The sequence below is a fragment of the Microbacterium sp. B19(2022) genome, from assembly GCF_012030385.1.
GTDB lineage: Bacteria > Actinomycetota > Actinomycetes > Actinomycetales > Microbacteriaceae > Microbacterium > Microbacterium oxydans_B.
This window is the reverse complement of record NZ_JAAUVO010000011.1, coordinates 71,152-95,199: the sequence shown is the minus strand read 5'-3', so window position 1 is coordinate 95,199 and position 24,048 is coordinate 71,152. Positions and strand designations below refer to the sequence as shown.

Below are 24,048 nucleotides of genomic sequence, written 5' to 3'. Positions count from 1 at the left end.
GCCATGAACACGAATGATGTGCTGCTGGAGGTCGACTCCCTCTCGGTCGAATACGCCTCACCCGGGGCGACGCCGGTCGCCGCGGTCCACGATGTCTCGTTCTCGCTGCGCCGCGGCGAGTTCGTCGGACTGGTCGGCGAGTCGGGATCGGGCAAGTCGACGCTCGGCTTCGCGTTGACGCGGCTGCAGAAGCCGCCGGCGCGCATTAGCGGAGGCCGCATCCTCTTCGGCGGGCGCGACATCCGCGAGCTGGATGCCGAGGAGCTGCGTCGTCAGCGCCAGGGCGGGTTCGCGATGGTGCTGCAGTCGGGCATGAACGCACTGAACCCGGTGCGCACTGTGGGTAACCACTTCCGCGACATCTTCGCCGCCCACGGCCACGTGCCCAAGGGCGACCGGGATGCCCGGGCCCGCGAGCTCATCGGCAAGGTCGGCCTCGACGCCTCGGTGCTCGCCCGCTACCCCGGGGAGCTCTCCGGCGGTATGCGCCAGCGCGCCTCGATCGCGATCGCGCTCTCGCTGGAGCCGCAGCTCATGGTCTTCGACGAGCCGACCACCGCGCTCGACGTGCTCGTGCAGCACGCCGTGATGGACACGATCAAGGAGCTGCAGCGGGCCGAGCAGTTCACGGCCATCCTCATCAGCCATGACCTCGGCATCGTGCTCGAGGCCACCGACCGGGTGATGGTGATGCACGAGGGGCGCATCGTCGAAGACGCGCCGAGTATCGACATCCTGCAGCGGCCGAAAGACGAGTACACGCGGATGCTGCTCAGCCACTACGCGGACCCGCGGGCGAAAACCCTGTCGATCCCCGGCTTCGTCGATCTCGGCACGCGGCGCAGTGAAGGCCGCTCGCGCACCGACGTCACCGAGACGCTGCCGACCGTGTCATCGCGTGATGCGCGTCGCGCGGATGCGGCGATCGTGGTCGACGGGGTGTCGAAGCACTACCCGGCCCCGCGCCGCGGACAGGATGCCGTGACGGCCGTCGACGACGTGTCGTTCCGGCTGGAACCGGGGGAGGCGCTCGCGCTCGTCGGCGCCTCGGGCTCGGGCAAGTCGACCATCGCCAAGATGCTCACCGGTGTCGAGAAGCCGACCTCCGGCACGGTCCGCTTCGGCGATGTCGATGTGGCGACCCTCAAGCGCCGCGGTCTGCGCGACCTGCGCAAGGACGTGCAGATGGTGTTCCAAGACCCGTATGCGGCGCTGAACCCGCTGCACACGGTCGAGTACGCCCTGACGCGCCCGGTCATGAACTACACGAAGCTGCGCGGGCCGGAAGCCAGGGCGCGGGTGCTCGAGCTGCTCGAGACCGTGGGCCTCACCCCCGTCGAGCAGTTCGCGGCGAAGCTGCCGCATCAGCTCTCGGGTGGGCAGCGGCAGCGCGTCGTGATCGCCAGGGCGCTCGCGAGCGACCCACAGGTGCTCATCGCCGACGAGCCGGTCTCGATGCTCGACGTCTCGCTCCGTGCGGGTGTGCTGGCGCTGCTGGAGGATCTGCGCGAGCGATGGGGCATCAGCATGCTCTACATCACGCACGACCTGCTGAGCGCGCGACTGGTGACCCAGAACATCCTGGTGCTCAACGGCGGCCGGGTCGTCGAGCGCGGCGAGACCGCCGAGGTGCTGCAGCATCCGGAGGACCCGTACACGATCCAGCTGCTGGATGCCGTGCCCAACCCCGCGCGACTTCGCTGACCCACGACTTCATCACAGAGAGAGGAGAGCATTCGTGCTCGCATTCCCCGACGGCTTCCTGTGGGGCGCCGCGACAGCAGCCCACCAGGTGGAGGGCAACAACACCACGAGCAACTGGTGGGCGATGGAACACGCGCCCGGCTCGCCCATGGTCGAGCCCTCCGGTGACGCCGCCGACCACTTCCACCGCTACCCGGAAGACATGCGGCTGCTGGCCGCCGCCGGGCTGAACTCCTACCGGTTCTCGGTGGAGTGGGCGCGGATCGAGCCCGAGCGCGGCTTCGTCTCCCGGGCCATGCTCGACCACTACCGCCGCATGATCGACACGGCGCGCGAGAACGGGCTCGACCCGACGGTCACGCTCATGCACTTCACGGTGCCGCAGTGGTTCCAGAAGGATGGTTTCTGGCGTGCCGACGACGCGGTCGACCTGTTCGCCCGCTACGTCGAGACCGTGCTGCCGATCCTCGACGGCGTCGAGTACGTCTGCACCATCAACGAGCCGAACATCGCCGCGATGCTGGCCGGGGGAGAGGATGCCGCGAACCTCGTGGCGTTCGGCCTCCCGAACCCCGACCTCGCCGTGGCCGACACCCTGCTCGATGCGCACCACCGCGCCTCCGAGATCCTGCACTCGGTGCCCGGGGTCAAGGCCGGCTGGACCATCGCCACGCAGGCGTTCCACTCCACCGGTGAGCCGGGTGCCGACGAGATGCTGGCCGAGTACGGCGACCCGCGCGACCACTGGTACTTGGATCAGTCGGCCGGCGACGACTTCGTGGGCGTGCAGGCGTACACGCGCACGTTCATCGGGCCGGAGGGTCCGCTCCCGGTGTCGTCCGACGTGGAGACCACGCTCACCGGCTGGGAGTTCTTCCCCGAGGCGCTCGAGCTCGGCGTGCGCAGCGCGTGGGAGCGCAGTGGCGGCGTGCCCGTGCTCGTGACCGAGAACGGTATCGCGACCTCCGACGACACCCGTCGCATCGCCTACACGCAGGGTGCGCTCGAGGGACTGCACCGCGCGATCTCCGACGGCATCGACGTGCGGGCGTACCAGCACTGGAGCGCGCTGGACAACTACGAGTGGGCCAGCGGCTTCGCCCCCACCTTCGGGCTGATCGGCTTCGACCGCGAGACGTTCGTGCGCACCCCGAAGCCCTCGCTGGCCTGGCTCGGTGAGGTCGCGCGCCGCAACGCGCTCTGACTTCGGGGGCTACGCTCAGGTCATGACGCACGCGATGCCCGCGACGCGGCAGGACCGGATCCGATCCGCAGCCGCGGGCCTGAGCGCGGCCGTCGTCGCGGTCGGCCTGGCCGAACTCGTCGCGGCGATCGTGGAGCCGAGTGCGAGCCCGTTCGCCGTGATCGGCAGCGGACTCATCGATCTCGCGCCGAGCTGGGCGAAAGACGCGGCCATCGCGCTGTTCGGCACCGGCGACAAGGTGGCCCTGATCGTGGGGGTCGCCATCGTCCTCGCGGTCGTCGCGGCGCTCGCCGGCGTCCTGGAGCTGCGGCGCCCTCCGATCGGGGCCGTGATCCTCGCCGCCCTCGGCGCGCTCGCCGTCGTGGCCGCGATGATCCGCCCCGGTGCGGGGCCGTTCGCCTGGCTCCCCGGCCTCGTCGCCGGTCTCGTCGCGGTGATCGTCGTGCGGATGCTGGTGCAGCGGCTCCGGCCCGTCGCCGGAATCACCCCCGACGAGATCGACCGGCGCCGGTTCCTGATCTGGACGACCGGTGCCGCGGCCGCCGGACTCGTGCTCCTGATCGTCGGGAACGTCGCACGTGGGGCGAGCCGCTCGATCGAGGTGGTCCGTGACGCGCTGCGGCTGCCCAAGCCGGCGCGAGCGGCGGCGCCGGTCCCTGCCGGCGCCGACCTGGAGATCCCCGGCCTCGCTCCCGTCGTCACCCCGAACGCCGAGTTCTACCGCATCGACACCGCACTGATCGTGCCTCGGATCGACCCGGCCGATTGGTCGCTGCGCATCCACGGGATGGTCGACCGCGAGGTGCGCCTCACGTGGGACGAGCTGGTCGCGCTGCCGATGCAGGAGTCCGACGTCACTCTCGCGTGCGTGTCGAACGAGGTCGGCGGATCGCTGATCGGCAACGCCCGCTGGCTGGGCGTTCCGGTGCGCGAGCTGCTCGCGCGCGCGGGTGTGGACCCCGACGCCGACATGGTGCTGTCGACCTCGTCCGACGGCTTCACGGCATCCACTCCGATCGAGGCGCTCACCGACGACCGCGACGCGCTGCTGGCCGTCGGCATGAACGGCGAGCCGTTGCCGATCGAACACGGGTTCCCGGCGCGACTCGTGGTCCCCGGGCTGTACGGATACGTGTCCGCCACGAAGTGGGTCACGCAGCTGGAGGTCACCCGTTTCGACCGGGCCACCGCGTACTGGACCACACGGGGATGGTCCGAGCGCGGCCCGATCAAGCTGCAGTCCCGCATCGACGTGCCGCGTCGAGGCCAGTCCGTTCCGGCCGGAGACACCGTGATCGCGGGGATGGCGTGGCAGCAGCAGGTCGGCATCGCCGGGGTCGAGGTGCGCATCGACGACGGGCCGTGGCAGCGGGCCGAGCTCGCAACCGCGATCTCGGCCGACACGTGGGTGCAGTGGAGTCTGGCGTGGACCGCGGAGAGCGGATCGCACACCGTCGAATGCCGGGCGCTCAGTGTCGAGGGGGAGACCCAGACATCGGATCCGGCGCCGCCGGCACCCGACGGCGCGCAGGGATGGCACCGCATCGACGTCTCGGTGGCCTGAGCGCGTAACCTCCGGTGCCCGGACACCTAGAATTGCTCCATGCCCGCAGGCGAATCCTTCTACATCACCACGCCCATCTACTACCCCTCCGACGTGCCGCACATCGGTCACGGGTACACGACGGTGGCCGTCGACACGCTCGCACGGTGGCACCGCCAGGCGGGGGATGACACCTGGATGCTCACCGGCACCGATGAGCACGGCCAGAAGATGCTGCGCGCCGCGGCGGCCAACAACGTGACGCCGCAGGAGTGGGTCGACAAGCTCGTCACCGAGAGCTGGTTCCCGCTGCTGACGACGCTCGACGTCGCCAACGACGACTTCATCCGCACCACGCAGGAGCGCCACGAGACGAACGTGCAGACGTTCTTCCAGCGGCTCTACGACCGCGGCTACATCTACGCCGGCGAGTACGAGGCGCTCTACTGTGTGGGCTGCGAGGAGTTCAAGCCCGAGTCGGAGATCGTCGACGGCACCGGTCCCTTCGAGGGGCTGAAGGTCTGCGCCATCCACTCGAAGCCGCTGGAGCTGCTGCAGGAGAAGAACTACTTCTTCAAGCTGAGCGAGTTCCAGGATCGTCTGCTCGAGCTCTACAAGACGCAGCCCGATTTCGTGCGCCCGGATTCCGCGCGCAACGAGGTCGTGTCGTTCGTGAGCCAGGGCCTGAAGGATCTGTCGATCTCGCGTTCGACCTTCGACTGGGGCATCCCGCTGCCGTGGGACGAGTCGCACGTCATCTACGTGTGGGTCGACGCCCTGCTCAACTACGCCACGGCCGTCGGCTACGGCTCCGACGACGAGACGTTCGAGCGCCGTTGGCCCGCGTACCACGTGGTGGGCAAGGACATCCTGCGCTTCCACGCGGTGATCTGGCCCGCCCTCCTGATGGCCGCCGGCCTCGAGGTGCCCCAGGGCGTCTTCGCGCACGGCTGGCTGCTGGTCGGCGGCGAGAAGATGTCGAAGTCGAAGCTCACCGGCATCGCGCCGACCGAGATCACCGACGTGTTCGGCTCCGACGCGTACCGCTTCTACTTCCTCTCCGCGATCGCGTTCGGTCAGGACGGGTCGTTCTCGTGGGAAGACCTGTCGGCTCGCTACCAGGCCGAGCTCGCGAACGGCTTCGGCAACCTCGCCTCGCGCACCACGGCGATGATCGAGAAGTACTTCGAAGGCGTGGTGCCGCCCGCGGCCGAATACACCGAGAAGGATCTCGCGATCCAGAAGATCGTGGCGGATGCGGCGTCGAACGCGGATGCCGCGGTCGCGCAGTTCCGCATCGACGAGGCCATCTCGTCGATCTGGACGATCGTCGACGCGCTCAACGGCTACATCACCGAGAACGAGCCGTGGGCCCTGGCCCGCGACGAGGCTCAGCGCGCGCGCCTCGGCACCGTGCTGTACACCTGCGCCGAGGGACTGCGCGCGCTCGCCGTGCTGCTGTCGCCGGTGATGCCGCAGTCGACCGAGAAGCTCTGGGTCGCACTCGGTGCCGCCGAGACCCTGGGCCGTCTGCAGGACCAGCCGATCCGCGAGGCCGGAGCCTGGGGCGTGCTGCGCCCCGGCACCAGCGTCAACGGTCTCGCACCGCTGTTCCCCCGGGTGGAGGCCGCGGCCTGAGCCATGTCGGGGACGTATGTGCAGCGCCGTGACGGCGACGGACGCAAGGATCTGAAGTATCCGGCGGCCCCCGAGCCGCTCACGGTCCCGGTGTACGACAACCACGCGCACCTGGAGATCGTCGACGGTGATGACCCGCTGTCGCTGACCGAGCAGCTCGATCGGGCGGCGGCGGTGGGCATCGCCGGCGTCGTGCAGGCGTCGGGCGACATCGAGTCGTCGCGGTGGGCGGTCGAGGCCGCAGCATCCGATCCGCGCGTGCTCGCCGCCGTCGCCATCCACCCGAACGACGCGCCGACCTATGCGGAGGAGGGCCGCCTCGATGAGGCTCTCGCGGTGATCGACGAACTCGCCGCCCACCCGCGCACCCGGGCGATCGGCGAGACGGGGCTCGACTTCTTCCGCACCGAGCCCGAGCGGCAGGCGCCGCAGTTCGCCTCGTTCGAGGCGCACATCGCGCTGGCGAAGAAGCACGGCATCGCCATGCAGATCCACGACCGCGACGCGCACGATGCGGTGCTGGAGACCCTGACCCGCGTCGGCGCCCCCGAACGTACGGTGTTCCACTGCTTCTCGGGCGACGACGCCATGGCGCGCGTCTGCGCCGATGCGGGGTACCACCTGTCGTTTGCGGGAAACGTGACGTTCAAGAACGCCCAGAACCTGCGGGATGCGCTGAAGGTCACCCCGCTCGATCGCATCCTGGTCGAGACGGACGCGCCGTTCCTCACTCCGGTGCCGCTGCGGGGTCGTCCGAATGCGCCCTACCTCGTGCCGATCACGGTGCGCTTCATGGCGGCCGAGCTCGGTATCGAGGTCGATGAGCTGTGCGCCCAGCTGGCCGAGAACACCCTGCGGGTCTACGGCTCGTTCGCCGACTGACTCTCCGGATCGGCGACGGGCTTCGCCGACACGATCTGCGAGATCGGCTTCCACACCAGCAGCAGCGTGAGGGCCGCGCCCACGAACGCGAACCACCACGGTGCCGTGAGGCCCCAGACCTGGGCGATCACGCCGCCGAGCGCCTGGCCGACGACCATGCCGCCGAACACCCCGACCATGTTCACCGAGGCCACGCGCCCCTGCAGCTCGGCGGGGACCAGCCGCTGCCGCACGGTCGTGGAGATCGTGCCCCACACGAACGCGTAGGCGCCGAAGAAGAACATGATGATCAGCGCCACCCAGCCCGTGGTGGTGAGCGCGAACGACAGGTGCATGAGCACCTCGAGCGAGAGCACCACCCGCATCAGGGTCGCGAACGACACGTGCCGCTCCAGCCAGCCGAAGCTGAGCGTGGCGAGGATGCCGCCCGCCGCGGATGCCGTGGTGAGCGCTCCGTAGCCGACCGCGCCCATGTGCAGGTGCTCGGTGGCGTAGAGCACGAGCACGCCCCAGGGGGCGGCCCAGGTGATGTTGAAGACCAGGATGATGAGCACCAGCATGCGCACCGGGGGATTGCGCCACAGCCAGCGGATGCCCTCGGCGATGTCGGTGTGCACGGGCGGATGCGTGTCGGTCTCGCGAGGAGGGACGGGCGTCTTCGCCATGCGCGAGATGAGCACGACCGCGAAGCTCACGCACACGACCTCGAGCAGGAACGGCCAGGCGGTGCCCGCGGCGAACAGGAAGGCGCCCAGCGGCGGCCCGGCGAACTGATTCGCGACGAGGTATCCGGCCTGCAGGCGGGCGTTGCCGATGCCGAGGTCGGCGGGCTTCACCAGCATCGGCAGCAGCGTGCTGCCCGCCGTGTCGACGAAGACCTCGGCCGTGCCGTAGAGGAAGGCCACCGCGAGCACGATCCAGATGTTCGCGACGCCCGTCACGAGGAACACGCACAGGGCGAGGAGGACCACGGCCCGCGCGGCGTTGGCGAACATGACCAGGCGGCGGCGGTCGAAGCGGTCGGCGATCGCACCCGCGTGCAGCCCGAACAGCAGCCACGGGAGGAACTGCAGGATCGCGCCGGATGCCACCAGGATCGGCGACGAGGTCATCGACGCGATCAGCAGGGGAGCGGCCGCGAGTGCCACGCCGTCGCCGATGTTGCTGGTCCACGACGAGGCGAGGAGCCAGCGGAAGTCGCGGCCCATGCGGCGGGGCGCGACGAGTTCACCGAGGGAAGGCACCAGAGAAGACTACTGACGGCGGGGGACATCGGCGGGGGACACCGGGAGAGTAGGGGACAATGGCAGGATGACCGTCACCCTGCTCGGCGCCTCCGAGATCCGCCGACTCGCCGCCGAGCTCGACGTCACTCCGACCAAGAAGCTCGGCCAGAACTTCGTCACCGACGCGAACACCGTCCGCAAGATCGTGCAGGCGGCCCGTGTGCAACCGCACGAGCGTGTGGTCGAGGTCGGTCCGGGGCTGGGTTCCCTGACCCTGGCGATCCTCGAGACCGGGGCATCCGTCACGGCCGTCGAGATCGACCACCGTCTCGCGGCTCGGCTCGCGCAGACCGCCGCCGAGCACGGCGTCGAGGCCGACCGGCTCACCGTCGTCGATGCGGATGCGCTGCGCATCACCGAGCTGCCGGGCGAGCCCACGGTGCTGGTCGCGAACCTGCCCTACAACGTCTCGGTGCCGGTGCTGCTGCACTTCCTCGAGAACTTCGCCTACCTGCAGCGCGGTGTGGTGATGGTGCAGGCCGAGGTCGCCGAGCGTCTGGCCGCGAAGCCGGGGTCGAAGATCTACGGCTCGCCCAGCGTCAAGGCTGCCTGGTACGGGGAGTGGAAGCTCTCCGGGAACGTCTCGCGCCAGGTGTTCTGGCCGGTGCCGAACGTCGACAGCCTGCTCGTGGGCTTCGACCGCTCCGAGGGGGAGCGCGGCACCGAGGACGAGCGTCGCCGCACGTTCAAGATCGTGGATGCCGCGTTCAACCAGCGCCGCAAGATGCTCCGCCAGGCACTGTCGGGGATCTTCGGCAGCTCAGCGGTGGCGTCCGAGGTGCTGATCGCCGCCGGCGTCGCCCCCACGGCCCGCGGCGAAGACCTCACGGTCGAGGACTACCAGCGCATCGCGCAGCATGCACCAGGGACTAATCTGGCACCGTGACCGACTCCCCGCGCTTCCGCCCCGATGTCCCCGAGCTGCACCGCCCGTACGCGGCGGACGAGAGCCGCTATCAGCAGTTCGCCTACCGCCAGGTCGGCACGTCCGGTCTGTATCTGCCCCCGATCTCGCTCGGGCTGTGGTGGAACTTCGGCGACAACATCCCGCTCGACAACCAGCGCGCACTGCTGCGCCACGCGTTCGACCGCGGCATCACGCACTTCGACCTGGCGAACAACTACGGCCCGCCCTACGGCTCGGCCGAGAAGAACTTCGGACGCATCTTCGCCGAGGACCTCCGCCCGTACCGCGACGAGCTGATCATCTCGTCGAAGGCCGGCTGGGACATGTGGCCCGGCCCCTACGGCGACTTCGCGAGCCGCAAGTACATCCTCGCGAGCGCCGAGCAGTCGCTGACCCGCATGGGCCTCGACTACGTCGACATCTTCTACTCGCACCGCGTCGACCCGGTCACTCCGATCGAGGAGACCGTCGGTGCGCTCGATACGCTCGTGCGCCAGGGCAAGGCCCTCTACGTCGGCATCTCCTCGTACAGCGCCGAGCGCACGGCCGAGGCCGTCGCCGTCGCCAAGGACCTCGGCACGCCCTTGGTCATCCACCAGCCGGCGTACTCGATCCTGAACCGCTGGGTCGAAGACGGTCTGACCGACACCCTCGAGCAGTCGGGCCTGGGCGCGATCGCCTTCACCCCGCTCGCGCAGGGGCTGCTCACCGACAAGTACCTCGGCGACGGCACGGCCGAGCGCGCCCAGAAGCGCGGCTCGCTGCCGGATGGGCGACTCACGGATGAGGCCGTACAGACCCTGCGATCGCTGAACGAGGTCGCGCAGAGCCGTGGACAGTCGCTCGCGCAGCTGGCGCTGCAGTGGACGCTGCGCAACCCGGTCGTCGCGTCCGCGCTGATCGGCGCCTCGCGCCCGGAGCAGCTCGACGAGAACATCGCCGCCGTCAACGGCCCCGACTTCACCGCGGAGGAGCTGACCCGCATCGACGAGCTCGCCGGGGCGATCGACGTGAACCTGTGGGCGAAGTCCTCGGAGCTGTGATCCGATCATGAGCCACGCCGCGTTCACCGACTCCGTGCACGTGCGCGCCCCGGGGAAGATCAACGTCTACCTCGGGGTCGGCGGCAAGCACGACGACGGCTATCACGCGTTGGCGACGGTCTTCCAGGCGGTCTCGCTGTATGAAGACGTGATCGCCCGCCCGGCCGACGACTTCTCGGTCACGGTCGCAGGCGTCGAGGACATCGGCTCGGTCCCGCTCGACGACCGCAACCTGGCGATGCGCGCCGCCAAGCTGCTCGCACTCGCTGTCGACCACCAGGGCGGCGTCGCGCTCGAGATCCGCAAGAGCGTTCCCGTCGCCGGCGGCATGGGTGGAGGGTCGGCGGATGCCGCTGCCGCTCTGGTCGCGTGCGACGCGCTGTGGGGGACCGGGCTCTCGCAGGCCCGGCTGCACGACCTCGCCGCCCGTCTCGGCGCCGACGTGCCGTTCGCCCTGCACGGCGGCACCGCGGTCGGCACCGGTCGCGGCGATCAGCTCAATCCGGCGCTCGCACGCGGGCGCTTCGACTGGATCCTGGTGCCGAGCGACAAGGGACTCTCGACGCCCGTCGTCTACGAACGCCTCGACATCCTGCGCGAGGAGGAGGGCGCCCTCGCCGACGACCCGCCGCTGTCGCTCGACGTGCCGATCCCGGTGCTGCAGGCGCTGCGGACGGGCGATCCCGCCCAGCTCGCCGAGACCCTGTTCAACGACCTGCAGGCCGCCGCGCTGTTCGAGCGCCCCGACCTCGCCGACACCATCCGACAGGGCGTCGCGGCGGGTGCGCTGCAGGGGATCGTGTCGGGCTCCGGTCCCACCGTCGCCCTACTCTGCCCCGACCCTGAGACGGCGCAGGACGTGCAGTCCTCCCTGCGCGAGATCGGCCTCGACCCGCTCCACGTGCACGGCCCCGTGCCGGGTGCGCGCATCATCGGCTGACACCCGCTTCCCGCGCCTCACCCCGCCTGCAACAACGCACTCACCCGGTAGGGGATGACCTCGCGGAGGAACAGGCTCGTCGAGGTGCGGAGGATGCCGGGGCAGAGGCGCACGACCTCAGCCACGCGGTAGAGGTCGTCGGGGTCCTTGGCCACGACGCGCAGCAGCAGGTCGGTGTCGCCGGCGGGGGCGAAGCACTCCAGCACTTCGGGGACCCGGCTGAGCGCATCGATCGCGGCGGTGATCTGGTGCTGATCGAGCTCGACGAGGATCGAGGCCGCGACGCCGCGTCCCAGCGCCTGCGGGAGGATGCGCGCGCTGTGGGCGCGCAGATACCCGCCGGATTCGAGGCGGTCGAGCCGGGCGTGCACGGTGCCGCGGGCGAGGCCCAGATCCTGGGCGATCAGGGCGACCGGGCGGCGGGGGTCGGTGTCGAGCACTCCGAGGATTCTCCGGTCGGTCTCGTCGAGGTTGGCCATTTCGATCACCATCGCCTTTCTCGCGGGGTCAGGATTGATCGGATCGATCAATCAGAAATCACTCTATGGTCTGAATGCGCGTCTCGTGGTGAGATATCTGTCAGATACGCAGAATGCCGGCCACGAGCGGGCATCACGCGCACTCGACGGAAGGCCACAAGCCGCACACGCCGGGTGGCGACGGCGACCGGCCACGAGCCTCAGCCGTCGATCGGATATCAGTCCCGAGGGAGCAGCAGTCGCAGCTGCACCATGGCCGAGAACCGGGCCTCGGGGTCGGTCAGATCGAGTCCGCTGATCTCCGACAGCCGGCGCAGCCGGTAACGGAACGTGTTGGGGTGGGTGTAGACGCGCGCCGCGGCCACGGCCACATCGCCGAACGCATCCAGCCAGGCCCGCAGCGTCTCCACCAGGTGCGTGCCCTTCTCCCGGTCCTGCGCCAGCAGCTGAGCGACGGGACCGGTGGGTTGGTCGCCACGGGAGCGCACGAGATCCCCGAGCTCGACGAGCAGGGCCTCCATCTGCACCGCCGTGAAGCGGGCGACGGGCTCGTGCGACGGCGCCTGGCGGACCACTCGGAGGGCGCGGTCGGCATTCGCGCGCGATGCGGGGATGCCCGCCGCGCCCTCTGCGACGGTGCCGACGCCGATGCGGATCTCGCGTGCTGCGCCGAGCCGGCCCAGGAAGTCGGTCGCGACGCGGGCGGCGCGGCTGTCGGCGTCGGGGTGCTCCGCGCCCGCCTCGGCGTCGGAATGCTCCGGTCGGATGCCGACGACCGCGTACACGACGTTGCCGATCATGGCGACAGCCGAACGGAGGTAGACGGCGCCCAGGTGCACGGCGAAGGCATCGGCGATCCGTTGCCGCTCGGCCACACCGCGGGCGCCGGCGGACGGTTCGTCGTCGACGTCTTCCGCGGCGGACAGCGCGAGCACGACGCAGCGATGATCGCTGAGACGCAGCCGAGCGGTGGCATCCGCCGCTCCGGGGCCGCCCTCGAGGATCGTGGCGAGCAGGTCGGCGCGCAGTCGGCGCTCGACGTCGGCGCCGGCACGCAGCCGCAGCATGTGCAGAGCGACCAGCCCGGCGGAGTCCTTGAGCGCCCGCACGCGATCGGGGGACAGCGGCTCTTGCACGGCCGCCCAGATGGAGCCGAGGATCTCGTCGCCGGCGCGGACGGCGAGCGCCACGCGCGGGAACGAGGGGAGTCCTTCGGTGTTGTTCACGGGGCCGACGTCGATCGGGTCGACGCTGCGGTAGAGCTCCTGGAAGACGCCGCGCTCCTCGAGCTGACGTGCGAACCGCTCAGGCACCTGCCGCCCGAGCACCGTCTCGATGCGGGCGGGATCGGCCTCGTGCTGGCGTCCGGAGAAGGCGACGACGCGGGAGTTGCGGTCCTCGATCGTGACCGGCGCGTTCAGCAGGGTGGCGATCGCGTTGGCGAGGGCGAAGAGGTCGCCGGACGGCATCCCGCCGAGTGTCGTGGCCCCCTGTTCGCCGACGTCGCCCTCGGCGATCAACGAGCGCAGCATCGCCGCCAGCTGCGCCCAGGAGGCGCCGCGGGTGAGGGCGAGCACGGGGATGCCGGACGCCTCGGATGCTTCGCGCACCGGCAGCTCGGCTCGCACCGGCGCACGCAGCACCAGGGCGCAGGCCTGCTGCGCGGCGAGCACCCGGAGCAGCTCCGCGATCTCATCCGGATCGCTCAAGCCGACGCCCAGGACGAGCGCGCCTCGCATCGGCATCGCATCGTCGAGGACGTCGTGGATGACGACGGTCTCGATCTCGGCGTCGTCGTCGGCCGCGCCGCTGACCACCTCGAGCAGGGTGTTGCCGAGGTCTTCGATGACCCGGCCGAGGCTGGCGCGGGGCCTTGTCGTCACGGACATGAGCACAGGGCCCAGGCTAGGGGGCGACCACCGGTCGCGGAGCTGTGGGGCACGACGAAATCGTATCGACAGTTGGTCGATCTCGACAGGCTCGTCGTGCCCCACGGGACATCAACCCATGCTCAGAAGGTGATCCACTCCGTGCGCACCGTCACGGCATCCAGCGCATCGGCATCCGGGGTCACGCCGATGCCCGGACCGGTCGGGACCGTCAGCGTGCCGTCCTCGACGACGAACGGTTCGGTGATGTCGCGTGAGTAGTAGCGGCCGGAGCCCGAGGTGTCACCGGGGAGGGTGAAGCCCGGGAGAGCGGCGAGGGCGACGTTCGCGGCCCGGCCGATCCCGGTCTCCAGCATTCCGCCGCACCACACCGGGATGTCGTTCGCCACGCACACGTCGTGGATGCGACGGGCCTCGAGGTAGCCGCCGACGCGGCCGGGCTTGATGTTCACGATCGAGCAGGCACCCAGGGCGATGGCATCCGCCGCGGCACGCGCCGACACGATCGACTCGTCGAGGCACACCGGGGTCGTGATGGCCTTCGCGAGCTGGGCATGGCCGAGCAGATCCTCCTCGTCGAGCGGCTGCTCGATCAGGAGCAGGTCGAACGGGTCGAGCTTGGCGAGGTGCCGGGCATCACCCCGGTGGTAGGCGGTGTTCGCGTCGACCTGCAGCAGCACGTCGTCGCCGAACCGCTCGCGCACGGCACGGACGGGATCGATGTCCCAGCCCGGCTCGATCTTCAGCTTGATGCGCACGTATCCCTCGTCGAGGTAGCCGTCGACGGCGTCGAGCAGCTCGGGAATCGAGTCCATGATGCCGACCGAGACGCCACAGTCGACCCGGTCGCGCACGGCGCCCAGCTCGCGCGACAGCGGCACGCCCGTGGCCCGCAGCTCGGCGTCGAGGATCGCCAGCTCGACGGCGGCCTTCGACATGCGATGCCCCTTGAACTTCGCGAGCGCCGGAGCCACGCCACCGGCATGCAGGTCCTTCACCTGCGCCAGCGCCGGCAGCAGGAAGCGGGTGATGACGTCGACGCTCGCCTCGACATACTCGGAGGAGTACAGCGGGTCGTTCATCGCGACGCCCTCGCCCCAGCCCTCCGCCTCGTCGGTGACGGCCCGCACGATCAGCGCCTCGCGCACGGTCTGCACGCCGAACGACGTGCGGAACGGCGACACCAACGGCATCTCGATCACACGCAGCTCGAATCCGGTGAGCTTCATCCCTGTTCTCCTCTGTCGATGGTGTACGCGCCGGAGCGATCGAACGAGAGCACGCGCCCTCCACCCTCCAGCGCAGATCCGAGCGTCTCCCGCAGGGCCAGGCGCCACGCGGTCGCGCGGGCGGGCTCGGCGAGACGCAGGGACTCGATGTCGCGCGGCAGCGCCACGCGGACGAGCCGGGCGTCGGTGCGATGCCGGAGCGGCCCGAGGTCACCGCCCACGCTGAGCAGCGCCGCACCGTCGTGTTCTCTCGCAGGCACGGGCTCCCCGTGACAGGCGGCGACGACGCGCGGGTCGCGCACGTACCAGGTGACGAGCATCCGGTCGGTGTCGTCCGCACCGTTGAGCGCGTCGGCCATGTGCCCGTAGAAGTTGCGGTGGTACGACGTGGGCGTCGCAGCGAGCTTCACGAGATTGAAGTGGGCGTTGCGGCTGATGAGCGGATCGAACGTCCAGGAGATCTCGTCGAGTCCCTCCTCGAGCGCCCAGGCGCGCTGATGCACCTTGAGCGCGAAGCCGACGCTGCGCCCGCGCATCCGCGCCGAGACACCGGCGATGTGGCTGTGCAGGGCGCGCTGATCCGGAGCCGCGAAGAAGCCGAAGCAGGCGCCGACGAGCTCGTCGTGCTCGAACGCGCCGCCCACGTAGCTGCCGGCCTTCGACAGGGCACGCAGGGTCTCGACGTTGACCGGCGAGGTCTCGCCCTGCTTGGTCCAGATGCTCTGGAACAGCTCCGCCACCCGGGCGAAATCCCCCACATCCTCGAGCAACCGGATCTCCACCCCCGCCCTCGACGCGGCGGCGCTCGCCGCGTCGGCGGCTTCCTCCGGCGAGGCGCGGAAAGCTGCGGCATCCGTCATGCTCATGCCCTTACTCCGGAGATCAGTCCCTGCAGGAGCAGGATGCGCTCCGGGATCATCCCCACGATCACGTGTTCGTCATCGGCGTGCGCGCCGCCGCCCACCGCGCCGAGGCCGTCGAGGGTCGGAACCCCCAGCGCCGCGGTGAAGTTGCCGTCGGACGCTCCACCCACCGCGATGCCTTCGAACGGCGTCAGACCGGCCTCCTGGGCGATCGCCACGGCGGCGCGGAACAGGTCCGCCGAGGCCTCGGGCTCCATCGGTCGACGGTTGGGGCCACCCTCCACGCGCACCGTGGCGTCGGGAAGCGTGGCGGGGAGGGCGCGGAGCGCCGCATCCACCCGGTCCTGCTCCGCGACCGTGCGCACCCGCACATCGACGGCGAACTCCGCATCGGCCGGCACCGTGTTGGTGGTGCTGCCGGCGCGCAGGAGCGTGGGTGTGACGCTGGTCCCCGCCGCCGCATCGCCGAGCTCCGCGACCGCGAGGAGGAGGTGCGCGGCCTCCACCGCCGCGTTCACGCCGCGCTCCGGTTCCAATCCGGCATGAGCCGCCCGCCCCGAGACGTGCAGCCGATAGAGCGAGACCCCCTTGCGGGCGATCTTCACGGCGCCGCCGTCGGCCGACGCCTCGAGCACGAACACCGCGGCGCAGCCGAGCGCCTCCTGTTCGATCAGCGTGCGCGAGCTGGGGGAGCCGAGTTCCTCGTCCCCCGTGATCAGGATGCTGACGCCCGTGCGGTCGCTGAGCGAGGCCACGGCGTGCAGAGCCATCACCACGCCCGTCTTCATGTCGAAGCATCCGGGACCGCGGAGCACGCCGTCATCGATGCGGAACGGATGCCGCCGCAACGAGCCGAGCGGCCACACCGTATCGTGATGCCCGAGGAGCAGGACCGCGGGATCGCCGAACCGCCACCGCAGGTGAGTGCGACCGTCGATCACGATGCGCTCCGGTGCGACGCCCAGCAGGCGCTCGCCGAGGGCGGCGACGACATCGGCGCTGTGGGCGACGGCGTCGAGGTCATCGGAGGGCGACTCGCAGGAGACCAGTGTCTCGATGTCGGCGAGGACCAGGTCGAGGTCCACGCCGGCCTGCACCGGCATCACGACACCTTCGGCGCCGCGCGGACGCCGTGGTGCAGGTAGCGCTCGCCGCCGGGCAGGGAATAGAACACCACGGCGTGCCAGGCCTGCTCACCCTCGGGGCGCATCACGAACTCGCCGCGACGGACGGGCACCAGCGGATGCTCCTGCACCGGGTCGGGAAGCATGGCGGCGAGCGGCCCATTCAGGGTCGTGCGCATACGCAGGCCGTTCTCGTCGCGGAAGATCTCGGTGCGCACGCCCGAGCGGTCGTAGACGCCCTCGAACTCGGAGAAGTCATCTGTGAACGGCTCCTCGGGCGGAGTGAGGCCGGACGGCAGCTCCAGCGCCGCCAGCTCGCGGAAGATCTCCCCGAACAGCTCGACGTAGAGATCGTGGGTGTTGCCGCCGTTGGTCAGCAGCGTCACCGCGAGGCCCTCCTCGGGGAGGATACGCAGGAACGACGCCTGCCCGATCGTGTTCCCGTCGTGCCCGATGAGGCGGTGACCGTTCCAGTCGAACAGGATCCAGCCCACGCCCCACGCGTCTCCGAGCGTGTACGGGTCGGGCATGTCCACCTCACGTTCCTGCATCCGCGCCACGGCGGCCTCGGACAGCACGCGCGTCCCATCGGCGGCCAGTCCGCCTGCCAGGTGCATGCGGGCGAAGGCGAGCACGTCGGCCGTGGTGGAGTTGATGAGTCCGGCCGGGCCCATCGATCGAGGGAGCATCCAGGCGGGTGCGAGGTGCGGACCATCTTCGTCGACCACGGTGTGCCCGCTGGCCGCCCGGAACATGATCGCCTCCTCCGGGAGGGTCGAGGAGTGGGTGAGTCCGAGGGGCGTGAACACGAGGTCGCGCATGGCCTGATCCCAGGTCGTTCCGGTGACCTTCTCGATCACGCGCCCGGCCAGCGAGAATCCGGAGTTGCAGTACGACATGGTCGCACCGAGCGGGTGATTCTGCGCGACGCCGTCCAGGAGCGCGACGTACTTCTCGAGTGTCTCGTCGCCGCGGCCGGTGTCGGTGAAGACGTCGCCGTCGATCCCACTGGTGTGATTCAGGAGGTGACGCAGCGTCACTGTCCGCGTGATCTCCGGGTCGGAGGACGAGAACTCCGGCACGTACGAGACGACCGGGGCATCGAGGTCGAGCACACCCTGATCGACGAGGCGCATGATCGCGGTCGTCGTCCACACCTTGCCCATCGAGCCGATCTGGAACACGGAGTCGTCGGTGGTCTCGATGCCCGTGCGCGCGTTGAGTATGCCGTGGTGCGCATATACCGGCTCCTCGCCGAGACGCAGGATGCCGAGAGTCGCGCCCGGCACCTTGTGCGCTGCAGCCAGCGCGCTCAGTCGCTGCTGCCAATGACGGGCGTCGAGGCGGGCGCGCACGGGTGTGCCGGCCGGCGGCGCGTACTGCTCGACCCAGTCGATCACGCGCTGCGAGTAGTCGGCGCGGTGCGACGGAGGACCGGAGAGCACGAACAGGTGCGAGCCGCCGGGGTAGAGCACCAGGCGCGTGGGCACGTCGCGCTCGCGCAGCGCCGTGAACCACTGCTCGGCCTGACCGACCGGGCAGCGGTCATCGGCCGCACCCTGCAGGATCAGAGTCGGGGTGGTGACCCGGTCGACCTGCGTGAACGGGGACTGCGCGGAGAGGCGCTCCTCATCGCGCCAGGGGAGCCCGCCGTTCTCCTTCGCCGAGAGGTAATGCCCGAAGTCGGAGGTGCCGCCCATCGAGAAGAGATCGGTGACCACGCCTCCGCCCACGGCCGCCGCGAAGCGGTCGTCGCGCGACGTGAGGAAGCAGGTCATGAATCCGCCGTAGCTGTATCCGGTCACGGCCAGTCGGGCCGGGTCTGCGATGCCCTCGGCGACGAGCTGGTCGATCGGCTCGAGGAAGTCGTTCGCGTCGTTGACGCCCCACCCGCCGGAGACCGCGGAGAAGAACGCGTCGCCGTAGCCGTCGCTGCCGCGGGGGTTGAGGGTGAGGATCGCCCAGCCGCGGCGCGCGAGCGCCTGGTGGTACGGGTGGACGAGGTCGGCGGCACCGTTCCAGGCGTTGTGCGGACCGCCGTGGATGTCGAGCAGCAGGGGGAGCGGACCTGCGGCATCGGGATCGCGGCGCAGCCATCCCGTGACGACGGTGCCGTCGGCGATCGTGAAACGGCGCTCCTGCGCCGGGAGGAGATCGAATGCGGGTGTGCCGTAGTCGGTGAGGACACGGGTGGACCCATCCGTGAGGTCCAGCACCGCGATGTCGCCGAAGGATTCCGGCGTCGCGAGCGTGATCGCCGCGGAGGATGCCGCCACCGAGAGCCCCGACACGTTCGCGGTGCCGTCCACGAGGGCCGTGGCGCCCGAACCGTCCGGGGCGACGCGGTACACGTGCGAGTAGCCGTTGTCGCGGAGGCAGAACACGAGGTCCCCGCCGTCCGTGAACTGCGGCATGCCGCCCGGGTAGCCGGGACCACCCGGCATCACGTTGCGGTCGAGACTGCGCGTGATGTTCTGCGGTTCGCCGCCGTCGACCGGGAACAGCAGGAGGTCTGCGTTGCCGACCTCGGTGTCGGTGCGTCCGGCGGCGACGACATGGCGGCCGTCCGGCGTCCAGCCCACCGCGGTCGCCTGCACATCGGCGGCGCTGACCTGCACGGCCTCGCTGTTCGGATCGGTGGCGGAGCGGACGAACACGGGGACGCGCATCGTCAGATCCGCGTCATCCTCGACGCTCGCGGAGTAGGCGATCCGCGTGCCGTCGGGCGACCAGAACGGGTAGGAGGCGTGGGAGCGGCCGCGGGTGAGGACCGTCACCTTCCCCGAGTCGACGTCGAGCACGTGCAGCTGCTGCACGAGCGTGCCCAGGTTGCCCGCACCATCGGCCTTGTAGCCCAGCCGGTCGGTCGAGGCCGGCGCCGAGCGTCGGGCGAGGATGGTCTCCGCGGTCTCGCCGGGAAGCGCCGCGCTGTCGACCGGGGCGGTGAAGGCGACGCGTGTCCCGTCGGGGCTCCAGGCCGGAGCGCCGGCACCGAGCGGGAGAGTCGTGAGTCCGCGGGCCTCGCCACCGCCGGCCGGGAGCAGCCAGAGCTGCGCCGGGCCGTCCTGCGCGCGCAGGAACGCGAGCTGCGACCCGTCGGGGCTCCAGACCGGGGTCGAGTCGGCCGTCGCGTGCGTGAGCGGCACGGGGTCACCGCCGGTGGTCGGCACCTGCCACAGGGCGCGCGTGTCCCGGTCGCCGTCGCGGTCGGTCGTCCGCAGCACGAAGGCGATGCGGGCGCCGTCGGGTGACAGTGCCGGTTGCTCGGGGGTGCGGACGGCGAGCAGGTCGTCGACGGTGACACGGTTCATGGGAGCTCCAATCGGATGGTCAGTTCACTGTGTCCGCTGAGAGCGGGGTCGGTGTTGTGGTCGCGGCCGAAACCACGGGGATGCTTTGGGAGATGGGCACAGTCCCGATCGGTGCATCCGCGGGCAGCCCCGCGAAATGACAGGCCGCGCCCGCCGTGCCCGTGGGCAGCGGAGGCTCCGCGATCACGCAGAGCTGCCGGTCGGGGCGAGCGGCAGGACCGATCGGGCACCGCGGGTGGAAGCGGCATCCGCTCGGCGGCGCATGCGGATCGGCGGGCTCCACGTCGACAGGGGCGAGTGGGTCGACCGCCAGCAGGTTCCCGTGCCGGGTCGGCGCCGCCTGGAGCAGGTCCCGCGTGTACGGGTGCTGCGGGTCGTCGAGCACCTGCTCGGTCGGGCCGAACTCGACGATGCGGCCGAGGTACATCACCGCGATGTGGTCACTCAGGTAGCGCACCACGGAGAGGTTGTGCGAGATGAAGAGCATCGTCAGGTCGAGCTCCGCCCGCAGTTCGCGCACGAGGTTGAGCACCGAGCCCTGCACCGAGACGTCGAGCGCGGAGGTGATCTCGTCGGCGATCACGAGCTCAGGGCGGGCGGCGAGAGCCCGCGCCAGGGCGATGCGCTGACGCTGTCCGCCCGAGAGCGCCGACGGGAGCGACTGTGCGCGGTCGGCGTCGAGGCTCACCAGGTCGAGCAGGCGGACGACCTCGGCGCGGCGGGCCCTGGTTCCGCGGATGTCGCGGGGGAGGGCCTCGGCGATCGATTCGCCGATCGTCATGCGCGGGTCGAGCGAGGAGAACGGGTCCTGGAACACCATCTGGATGGGGCGGCGGCGGCGGAAGCTGCGCACGTCCACGCCGTCGAGGGTGATCGAGCCCTCGCTGATGGGCGCGAGGCCGATCGCGGCGCGGGCGAGAGTGGACTTACCCGAACCCGACTCGCCCACGAGTCCCACGACGGATCCCGACGGGACCGTGAGGGTCGCGTCGTCGACAGCCGTGAGACCTGCGCGGTGCGTGCCGTAGCGCACGCTGACCCGGTCGAAGCGCAGTTCGCTCATCGCAGCACCGTCTCTTCCTCTTCGGCGGCCGTGGCGATGGTCACCGGAACCGCCGTCTCGCCGCTGACCGGATGCCAGCACGCGACCCGATGGCCTTCGGCATCCGCCACGAGCTCGGGATCGGTCTCCCGGCAGAGCTCGGTGGCGAGCGGGCAACGGGCGGCGAACGCGCAGCCGGTGGGGAACGCGCCCGGTGCCGGGGGACGCCCCGGGATCATCTTCAGCGGCTCGCTGCGATCGGCGTCGATCTCGGGCACGACCTCGAGCAGGGCGCGGGTGTACGGGTGCCGGGCGTCGGTGTGGAGGGTCGCCGCGGGCAGGTCCTCCACGATCCGTCCCGCGTACATCACCAGCACGCGGTCGCAGGTCTGTGCGACGACCGCGATGTCGTGGCTGATGAGCAGGATCGCGGCGTCGGTGTCGCGGCGCACGCCGGCGAGGAGCTGCAGCACCTGTCGCTGCACCGTGACGTCGAGAGCCGTGGTCGGCTCGTCCGCGATGATCAGGCGCGGGTGGTTCATGAGCCCCATGGCGATCATCGCCCGCTGCCGCATGCCGCCGGAGAACTCGTGCGGATACTGGTGGGCGCGTCGTGCCGCGGCGGGCACCCGCACCGACTGCAGGCGCTCGATCGCCCGATCCATCGCCTGCTTTCGGGTGATGTCCTGGTGCTCCGACGCAGCCTCGGCGAGCTGCGATCCGATCCGCCTGGTCGGGTTGAACGAGGTCATCGGGTCCTGGAAGACCATGGCGAGCGAGGTGCCGAGAAGGCTCCGTACCGCGCGGTCCGATGTCGTCAGCAGCGGGGTGCCGCAGAAGTCCAGTCGTGCGGCGGTGACATCTCCCGGGCGCTCGATGAGCCGGGCGGCGGCCAACGCGGTGAGGCTCTTGCCGGAGCCCGATTCGCCGACCACGCCGATCGCTTCGCCGCGCGAGACCGTGAACGAGACGCCGCGCACGGGGGTGACCCATCCGCTCGGCGTCGGGAAGGAGACGCGCAGATCGTCGACGAGGAGCACCACTTGTTCGTCGTCGACCTGCGCGGGCTGAGCGGCTCGGGGTCGCACGATGGCGGGGAGGCGGAGGCGTCGGCGATCGGAGCGACCACCCAGGGCCGCCGCTGCGGTCTCGCCGAGGAGGTTGAACGCGAGTCCGGCGATCACCACGGCCACGGCGGGGCCGAGCGCGGCCGCCGGGTTGAGGTAGATCCGGTTCAGGCCCTCGCCCAGCAGCCGGCCCCAGTCGTACTCGGGGACCTGCACGCCCAGGCCGAGGAAGGAGAGCCCGGCGAAAGCGAGCAGCGCCGATCCCGCGGAGACGGTGGCGTTCACGATGAGCGGTTCGCCGATGTTCGGCAGGATGTGCCGGATGAGGATGCGGAACCGCGAGACCCCGGCGACCCGCGCGGCGTCGATGAAGTCGCGTCCGGCGATCGCCGCGGACAGGGTCTGGGTGAGCCGCGCGAACTGCGGCGCCATCGCGAACCCGATCGCGAGGACGGCGCCCGTGGATCCGACCCCGAAGATGACCGCGAAGAACAGCGCGAGAAGCAGCCCCGGGAAGGCGACCGCGATGTTCACGAAGCCGACGATCGGGCGCCCGATCCAGCGGGGGAGCACCGACGGGGCGGTACCGAGCAGCGTGCCGGCGACGACGCCGATGATCACGGCGATCACCGCGAGCACCACCGAGAGCCGGGTCGCGACCAGCACGCGGGCGAGCACGTCGCGACCGAGGGTGTCGGTGCCCAGCAGGTGCGCGGCGCTCGGTCCCTGGGTGATATCGGTCGGATTCACCTGCTCGGCCTGCGCGCCCCAGATGATCGGCGCGAAGATCGCGGTGAGCGTGACGAGGAGGACCAGGCTGAGCGCGGTGATCCCCAGCGGTGAGCGGACGATGCCCGACCAGGCCGTACGTGCCGACATCATGCCTCCCGGATGGTGGATCGAGGGTCGAGGAGGGCGAGGATCACGTCGACCACCAGGTTCACGATGAGCACTCCGATCCCATAGACGAGCACGATGCCCTGCACGACCGAGTAGTCCTTGGTGAGGATCGATTGCACGATCATGGTGCCCAGGCCCGGCCAGGCGAACACGTTCTCGACCAGCACGGTGCCGGCGACCATCCCCGTCAGGAGCAGGCCGGTGAGGGTGAGGGTCGCGGTCATGGCGTTCGGCAGTGCGTGGCGCGAGTAGATCCGGCGCGGCGCGAGCCGCTTGGCCCGGGCGGTGCGGATGAAGTCCTGGCTGAGGACGGACAGCACCTCGACCCGGATGATGCGCGAGAACACCGCAGTGGGGGCGACGGCGAGGGCGATCACGGGGAGTACGAGGGAGAACGGGGCCGTGTTTCCAGCGACCGGGAACCAGTTGAGAGAGACCGCGAAGAAGTAGACGAGTCCGACGGCGAGGAGGAACTCGGGGATTGCCGCGAGGATGACGGATCCGGTCGCGAAGGCCAGCTCGAGGCCGCGACGGCGGCCGCCGCGGGTCGCGACGGCCATCGTCACCCCGAGCGGGACGGAGACCAGCAGCACCAGCACGACGGCGAGCAGGGCGAGCTGCAGGGTCGCGGGCAGGCGGGTGGAGATGATCTCGGCGACCGGCTGCCCGGTGATCATGGACGTGCCCATGTCGCCGGTGAAGAGGCCGCCGATGTAGTGGAAGTACTGCACGAAGAGCGGCTGATCGAGCCCGAGGGCGGCGCGACGCGCCTCCACGAGCTCGGCCGGGGCGTTCATCCCGAGTGCGGCGCGGACCGGGTCGCCCGGCACCAGGTGGATCATGAGGAAGGCAGCCGTGACCAGCACCCACACCGACAGGACGAACTGCCCTCCGCGCCGGACCAGGAAGGACACCCAGGGGTTGTCCGACCGTGCGGATCTGATCAGTATCGCCTGGGTGGCGGTGGTGCTGGCCATCGGCTGCCTCCGGCTCTCGG

At 70.4% G+C, this 24,048-nt stretch carries 18 protein-coding genes; 8 read left to right on the top strand and 10 right to left on the bottom strand.

Features of this window, described 5'->3' with window-relative positions; genetic code table 11:
* Positions 1 to 3 precede the first annotated feature (3 nt).
* From HCX50_RS11870 to HCX50_RS11850, 5 genes are read left to right on the top strand one after another with little or no spacing between them, the layout of a single operon-like run.
* Positions 4 to 1,704 (top strand): ABC transporter ATP-binding protein, encoded by a 1,701-nt coding sequence (locus tag HCX50_RS11870; protein WP_167634551.1) that lies wholly within the window; start codon positions 4 to 6, stop codon positions 1,702 to 1,704.
* Positions 1,705 to 1,738: 34 nt separating this feature from the next.
* Entirely contained in the window at positions 1,739 to 2,908 is a 1,170-nt protein-coding gene (locus HCX50_RS11865) for a family 1 glycosylhydrolase (RefSeq protein ID WP_167634520.1), read from the top strand.
* A 22-nt stretch (positions 2,909 to 2,930) separates the two neighbouring features.
* Positions 2,931 to 4,472 (top strand): molybdopterin-dependent oxidoreductase, encoded by a 1,542-nt coding sequence (locus tag HCX50_RS11860; protein ID WP_237682464.1) that lies wholly within the window; start codon positions 2,931 to 2,933, stop codon positions 4,470 to 4,472.
* 39 nt (positions 4,473 to 4,511) lie between these two features.
* Positions 4,512 to 6,089, top strand: coding sequence for a methionine--tRNA ligase (gene metG / locus HCX50_RS11855; protein WP_091031060.1), 1,578 nt, complete (start codon positions 4,512 to 4,514; stop codon positions 6,087 to 6,089).
* Positions 6,090 to 6,092: 3 nt separating this feature from the next.
* Positions 6,093 to 6,971: a TatD family hydrolase gene (locus tag HCX50_RS11850; protein WP_091031057.1), complete on the top strand. Its 879-nt coding sequence runs from the start codon at positions 6,093 to 6,095 to the stop codon at positions 6,969 to 6,971.
* Here the strand turns inward: HCX50_RS11850 and HCX50_RS11845 are convergent.
* The gene (locus HCX50_RS11845; protein ID WP_244175910.1) at positions 6,950 to 8,215 is read right to left on the bottom strand and encodes an MFS transporter; all 1,266 of its coding nucleotides are present in this window, start codon (positions 8,213 to 8,215) and stop codon (positions 6,950 to 6,952) included. The two genes, HCX50_RS11850 and HCX50_RS11845, sit on opposite strands and share 22 nt — an antisense overlap.
* 67 nt (positions 8,216 to 8,282) lie before the next feature.
* On the opposite strand from HCX50_RS11845, the gene rsmA reads away from it, so the two are divergent.
* Genes rsmA through HCX50_RS11830 form a run of 3 tightly spaced genes read left to right on the top strand, consistent with a single transcriptional unit; the run spans position 8,283 to position 11,147 of the window.
* On the top strand, positions 8,283 to 9,143 hold the full coding sequence (rsmA, locus tag HCX50_RS11840; RefSeq protein ID WP_091031054.1) for a 16S rRNA (adenine(1518)-N(6)/adenine(1519)-N(6))-dimethyltransferase RsmA: 861 nt from the start codon (positions 8,283 to 8,285) through the stop codon (positions 9,141 to 9,143).
* A complete protein-coding gene (mgrA, locus tag HCX50_RS11835) occupies positions 9,140 to 10,207 on the top strand; it encodes an L-glyceraldehyde 3-phosphate reductase (protein ID WP_091031052.1) in 1,068 nt (355 codons plus the stop codon). The genes rsmA and mgrA overlap by 4 nt, the downstream gene beginning before the upstream one ends.
* 7 nt (positions 10,208 to 10,214) lie before the next feature.
* Positions 10,215 to 11,147: a 4-(cytidine 5'-diphospho)-2-C-methyl-D-erythritol kinase gene (locus HCX50_RS11830; protein ID WP_167634519.1), complete on the top strand. Its 933-nt coding sequence runs from the start codon at positions 10,215 to 10,217 to the stop codon at positions 11,145 to 11,147.
* A 17-nt stretch (positions 11,148 to 11,164) separates the two neighbouring features.
* Here HCX50_RS11830 and HCX50_RS11825 read toward each other — a convergent pair whose 3' ends face one another.
* From HCX50_RS11825 to HCX50_RS11785, 9 genes are all read right to left on the bottom strand, one after another.
* On the bottom strand, positions 11,165 to 11,626 hold the full coding sequence (locus HCX50_RS11825) for an Lrp/AsnC family transcriptional regulator (RefSeq protein WP_091031302.1): 462 nt from the start codon (positions 11,624 to 11,626) through the stop codon (positions 11,165 to 11,167).
* 218 nt (positions 11,627 to 11,844) lie between these two features.
* Positions 11,845 to 13,509: a helix-turn-helix domain-containing protein gene (locus tag HCX50_RS20185; protein WP_205829054.1), complete on the bottom strand. Its 1,665-nt coding sequence runs from the start codon at positions 13,507 to 13,509 to the stop codon at positions 11,845 to 11,847.
* 128 nt (positions 13,510 to 13,637) lie between these two features.
* The gene (menC, locus tag HCX50_RS11815; protein WP_091031046.1) at positions 13,638 to 14,744 is read right to left on the bottom strand and encodes an o-succinylbenzoate synthase; all 1,107 of its coding nucleotides are present in this window, start codon (positions 14,742 to 14,744) and stop codon (positions 13,638 to 13,640) included.
* Positions 14,741 to 15,610: a GNAT family N-acetyltransferase gene (locus HCX50_RS11810; protein WP_205829053.1), complete on the bottom strand. Its 870-nt coding sequence runs from the start codon at positions 15,608 to 15,610 to the stop codon at positions 14,741 to 14,743. Before HCX50_RS11810 ends, menC begins: the two co-directional genes overlap by 4 nt.
* Entirely contained in the window at positions 15,607 to 16,710 is a 1,104-nt protein-coding gene (locus HCX50_RS11805) for a M20 family metallopeptidase (protein WP_167634518.1), read from the bottom strand. The genes HCX50_RS11810 and HCX50_RS11805 overlap by 4 nt, the downstream gene beginning before the upstream one ends.
* Positions 16,710 to 20,042 carry a serine hydrolase gene (locus HCX50_RS11800; RefSeq protein WP_167634517.1) on the bottom strand — a complete coding sequence of 1,111 codons (3,333 nt, stop codon included), beginning with the start codon at positions 20,040 to 20,042 and terminating at the stop codon, positions 16,710 to 16,712. The genes HCX50_RS11805 and HCX50_RS11800 overlap by 1 nt, the downstream gene beginning before the upstream one ends.
* A gap of 19 nt (positions 20,043 to 20,061) precedes the next feature.
* Positions 20,062 to 21,105 carry an ABC transporter ATP-binding protein gene (locus HCX50_RS11795; protein WP_167634516.1) on the bottom strand — a complete coding sequence of 348 codons (1,044 nt, stop codon included), beginning with the start codon at positions 21,103 to 21,105 and terminating at the stop codon, positions 20,062 to 20,064.
* On the bottom strand, positions 21,102 to 23,033 hold the full coding sequence (locus HCX50_RS11790) for a dipeptide/oligopeptide/nickel ABC transporter permease/ATP-binding protein (protein ID WP_167634515.1): 1,932 nt from the start codon (positions 23,031 to 23,033) through the stop codon (positions 21,102 to 21,104). The genes HCX50_RS11795 and HCX50_RS11790 overlap by 4 nt, the downstream gene beginning before the upstream one ends.
* A complete protein-coding gene (locus HCX50_RS11785; RefSeq protein ID WP_167634514.1) occupies positions 23,030 to 24,028 on the bottom strand; it encodes an ABC transporter permease in 999 nt (332 codons plus the stop codon). The genes HCX50_RS11790 and HCX50_RS11785 overlap by 4 nt, the downstream gene beginning before the upstream one ends.
* Positions 24,029 to 24,048 lie beyond the last annotated feature (20 nt).

Bases quoted from the DNA above. Each gene is read 5' to 3' on its own strand.
- HCX50_RS11870 (WP_167634551.1), top strand. From the start codon at position 4: ATGAACACGAATGATGTGCTGCTGGAGGTCGACTCCCTCTCGGTCGAA.
- HCX50_RS11860 (WP_237682464.1), top strand. From the start codon at position 2,931: ATGACGCACGCGATGCCCGCGACGCGGCAGGACCGGATCCGATCCGCA.
- metG (WP_091031060.1), top strand. From the start codon at position 4,512: ATGCCCGCAGGCGAATCCTTCTACATCACCACGCCCATCTACTACCCC.
- HCX50_RS11850 (WP_091031057.1), top strand. From the start codon at position 6,093: ATGTCGGGGACGTATGTGCAGCGCCGTGACGGCGACGGACGCAAGGAT.
- rsmA (WP_091031054.1), top strand. From the start codon at position 8,283: ATGACCGTCACCCTGCTCGGCGCCTCCGAGATCCGCCGACTCGCCGCC.
- HCX50_RS11830 (WP_167634519.1), top strand. From the start codon at position 10,215: ATGAGCCACGCCGCGTTCACCGACTCCGTGCACGTGCGCGCCCCGGGG.
- HCX50_RS11825 (WP_091031302.1), bottom strand. From the start codon at position 11,626: ATGGCCAACCTCGACGAGACCGACCGGAGAATCCTCGGAGTGCTCGAC.
- menC (WP_091031046.1), bottom strand. From the start codon at position 14,744: ATGAAGCTCACCGGATTCGAGCTGCGTGTGATCGAGATGCCGTTGGTG.
- HCX50_RS11810 (WP_205829053.1), bottom strand. From the start codon at position 15,610: ATGAGCATGACGGATGCCGCAGCTTTCCGCGCCTCGCCGGAGGAAGCC.
- HCX50_RS11805 (WP_167634518.1), bottom strand. From the start codon at position 16,710: ATGCCGGTGCAGGCCGGCGTGGACCTCGACCTGGTCCTCGCCGACATC.
- HCX50_RS11800 (WP_167634517.1), bottom strand. From the start codon at position 20,042: ATGAACCGTGTCACCGTCGACGACCTGCTCGCCGTCCGCACCCCCGAG.
- HCX50_RS11795 (WP_167634516.1), bottom strand. From the start codon at position 21,105: ATGAGCGAACTGCGCTTCGACCGGGTCAGCGTGCGCTACGGCACGCAC.
- HCX50_RS11790 (WP_167634515.1), bottom strand. From the start codon at position 23,033: ATGATGTCGGCACGTACGGCCTGGTCGGGCATCGTCCGCTCACCGCTG.
- HCX50_RS11785 (WP_167634514.1), bottom strand. From the start codon at position 24,028: ATGGCCAGCACCACCGCCACCCAGGCGATACTGATCAGATCCGCACGG.